We start from the raw sequence: 3,676 nt of genomic DNA on the forward strand, positions 1-3,676 counted from the left end.
ATGGCGCTGCCGCTATCGCGCAAGTTATCGACAACTGAAAGCACTGGTATAATTATACCCTTGCGGATCACAAAAATTGTCCCCATAATGCTCCCTAATACAACAGCAACAACAAGCAAGGTACTGATTAAGTTGATTTTACTCTCCCTTGCAATCGCAACGGTTTTGTCTTGACTCAGAAAGAGCCAACCCTCAACAGTACCATCTGGCCCTGTTAGCGGCATCTTATCTGACACATAGTAACTGGAGTCAAGTTGATAGGTCGATGAGCCATCATTGATGGGAATATTAACCTTGTTTATTTGGTTATAAAGATCAGTATCCATGGCGAAGGAGAATGAGGATGTCGCCTGATCGAATAATGCCCCGTCGCTTTCCGTTAAGTGGGCGACTAATTCTACCCAGGTATGACTCATGATGCTGACTTCGACAAAGCCAACAACTTTATCATCAACATCTGTGATCACCGTTACTCCACAATACTCGACTGGACCATTTCCATCCGCAGGCTCAATCTGCCGGAAATAGTATTGGTTTTCAAATGATTTGGCTGATTCTGCATAAACTGTTTTAAAACGTTCAGGCAGGTTCTCTCCTCGTGATGGAAGTTTCTCGTCGTGCTCCTGGAGCAACACCCGGTAGTTTGAATCATACAGGGTAAGCCGCCCGTAGTGTTGGGTTTGCATGGTGAGATAGAGCCCTTTCATGATGAGTCCTGCTGTATTATTTTTGGCAGGATCCGACAGAAATACCGCGGTCTCTCTGGTATTAAGAATACCGGTCAAAGCTTTCTCAAGATATTGACGTTGGTCTGTGAGAACACTATCAACAGCGATAGTATGGCCGAGTCGTACGGATTTTTTCAATGCAGAATCTCGCTGGGCCATTCCTTGAAAATGCATGGCCGATGTCACTAAGAGTAGCAGAACAAAAGAACAGATGAAAACAACCATAATCTTTGTCTGCAGGGAGACATTTTTTGTCAGTGTTAAGGCGAGTGCCATTGATGATATCCTCCTGATTGAAAAAAAATGCACGGTCGCCATTTTGGTGGCCGTGCATCGAACCAAAACTCGAATTACAGAGACTTCATCGCCTCTTCACTCAAATATTTACTGGCCTTTCTTTTGAGCTTAGGATCAGCTTGTATTTGCTGAACTAAGTTCGGATACCCATCACGATACCAGATGACATTTTCTGGCTTGTAGTTCCACTTGGTCGTGGCGATAAAGGCAGCGTTATAGCTGCGATGACATTTGGGCCCTTGGCAGAAAAAGACAATCTTTGCGCTATCCTTACTCAATCCTGCCTTGGTAATGGCAGCGGCTAACGCCTCTTCGGTTAAGCCATTATCGGCAGCATCACTTTTGTCAAAAGGAAGGAGCACGGCGTTACTTAGTGTTCCCTTGGTAAAGAAACTGTCTGGTCTGGTATCGACAATGAGCATTTTCGCATCATCATTATAGGCGGTGATCATCTCACCGTTATCCCAGATAGGATTTCCCCAAGCTAAGGTTTTGTAGGTGCTGGCCAGTTCGGCCTGTGGTATTTCACCCTTGTTGACCTCATTCGCTTGGGCCGAGTAATACCCTGGCCCAAAGGTAAATGCTAAAGCGACACAGAAGGCAGCAATTTGTTTTTTTTTCATGATCTCTCTTCTCCTTGTAATAAATTAAGTATTAATCAACACAGCCTCTTTTAGGCTGAAGCACACTCACGTTTCACCCCCTTCACCACATGTATAACGTACAGGCCTCATGGTTTGGTCAGTAAACAGCTGTCAAACATTCGGATTCTGTTTAATGGCGTTCAACACCTCAGCGCCATTAGAAAAAATATCAACCTGATATCCGAATTTATCATATCACGAAAAAGTGCCTCGTCGTCAACTACCATTATGTGTTGTGGCCATAAAATTCCTGTGGTATCGGCTTATTATGGGTAGTTATGGAGATTTCATATGTGATTATTAACAGATATACATCGAAAGTCGTCCCCTTCCCTAGTTTGCTATCCACAGTAATTATGGCCTTGATGAACTAAGGTATCCTGGTGACATGGTCAAGTGGCAATTAAAATGTGAGCCTTTTGGTGTCGTGGGTAGTTGGAGCTATTGCTTGAGTTCCGCCAACAACCTGAAGCAGTTGGCTAACTATGGCGTTAAGTTTTTGAGACTCACTGTGCATTTCTGTGGCGGAAGAAGCTGCCTCTTCAGAAATTGCTGAGTTCTGCTGGGTAGCCTCGTCGATCAAGTGAATACCTGATGATATCTGTGAGATACCGATGGATTGCTCGTTATTGGCATGGGTAATTTCAGTAAGTAATACCGCTACCTTACCTGATCCTGCAGCAACCTCCTCAAATGTCTCGGTGGTCTTTTTGACCAGTGATGAGCCGTTTTCAATCCTCTTTACGATGTTCTCAATAAGTTGTGATGTGCTTTTGGCAGAATCTGCGGAACGCTGAGCAAGGCTTCTGACTTCGTCGGCAACAACGGCGAAACCAGCCCCAGCCTCCCCTGCTCTGGCTGCCTCGACTGCTGCATTTAATGATAAAAGATTGGTTTGAAAAGCAATTTCATCGATGGTCTTGATGATCTTCTGTGTCTCTTGACTCGCGGCAAGGATATCTTCCATGGCCCTATTCATTTCTTGCATAGTGGTGTACGCATGTTCGGTGATTTTTTTCGTATTTTGCATTTCGGCATTGGCATTAGAGGTATGCTCAGCGTTCTGCTGGGTCATGCTGGTAAGCTCGGTTAATGATGCGGAGGACTCTTCGACTGCTGCCGCCTGACTTGATGCCTGGTCGGCAATGGTGTTTGCGGCTGAGGCCACCGTACTGGACAGACCCCTCATGGTAACGGAACTTTCTGCAAGAGTTGACGCAAAGGATGAAAGTGGAGATATGACTTGACGGCGAATGAGAACCAGCACAGCAACCGTGGACAGCATAAGAATAATCAAAAGAGCACCTTGGATTACCAATATCGAGTTAAGATCGCTCTTTTTTTCATAAAGGGTAACAGCCTCGTTCATAATCGTGAGAAGTGGCAGATTGTTGGCCTGGATCGCAGCAAGGGCAGTCTCACTCTCTGGAGAGTGATGTTCACTTGCAATTAACATACGGATGTTTTTCTCGAACTCCTGCCATAACTTTTGCCCATCAAGCAGCTTGCTCCTGGTCTCCTTGTCTTTGACTGCCTGCAGGTCCTGGGTTGGGTCGCCATCTAATAACCCCTTCAGAGTAGTGTCAAATAATGAGGCAGTTTGATCGATGGTGGTTGCCAGATCTTTTTGTGTTTTAGTGTCAGAGGTGTTGTGCATGATGAACATCTCTTTTGTCATCTTCTGGCTGAGCATCCGCTGTCTTCCCGCCAGATTTATAGCCCGGCTGTTGGTCTTCTGCTGAGTCACAACAGAATAGATAATTCCGAAATTAACCAATCCGATTATTAAAAACAAAGAAAGGCTGATAAGCAGCTTGGTTTGCAATGAAATCTTGGATAACATGATTGACTCCTTGTGTGTTTTGATATTAAAAACGGTAATTATTCTAGGCTAATTCTCACTAGTGTCCCAACGTTTAGCTGAATAATAACAGCTGCTTAGATTCTGATTCGGCATTGGTTGTGTATTCTTCTTTTGTAAGTGCCTGTAATAACGGCATTCGTTCG

General features: G+C 44.6%; 3 protein-coding genes. All 3 read right to left on the reverse strand.

All coding sequences use genetic code 11. The features are described from left to right. The coding region (locus tag FP815_13630) for a hypothetical protein (protein ID MBA3015965.1) at positions 1 to 1,004 on the reverse strand (1,004 nt) is incomplete at its 3' end. 74 nt (positions 1,005 to 1,078) lie between these two features. Further along, positions 1,079 to 1,648, reverse strand: a complete 570-nt coding sequence (locus FP815_13635) for a rhodanese-like domain-containing protein (protein MBA3015966.1) — start codon at positions 1,646 to 1,648, stop codon at positions 1,079 to 1,081. Between the two features lie 424 nt (positions 1,649 to 2,072). Next, positions 2,073 to 3,125, reverse strand: a complete 1,053-nt coding sequence (locus tag FP815_13640; GenBank protein ID MBA3015967.1) for a hypothetical protein — start codon at positions 3,123 to 3,125, stop codon at positions 2,073 to 2,075. Positions 3,126 to 3,676 lie beyond the last annotated feature (551 nt).

The organism is Desulfobulbaceae bacterium (assembly GCA_013792005.1).
In the GTDB taxonomy this organism is placed as follows: Bacteria; Desulfobacterota; Desulfobulbia; order Desulfobulbales; family VMSU01; genus VMSU01.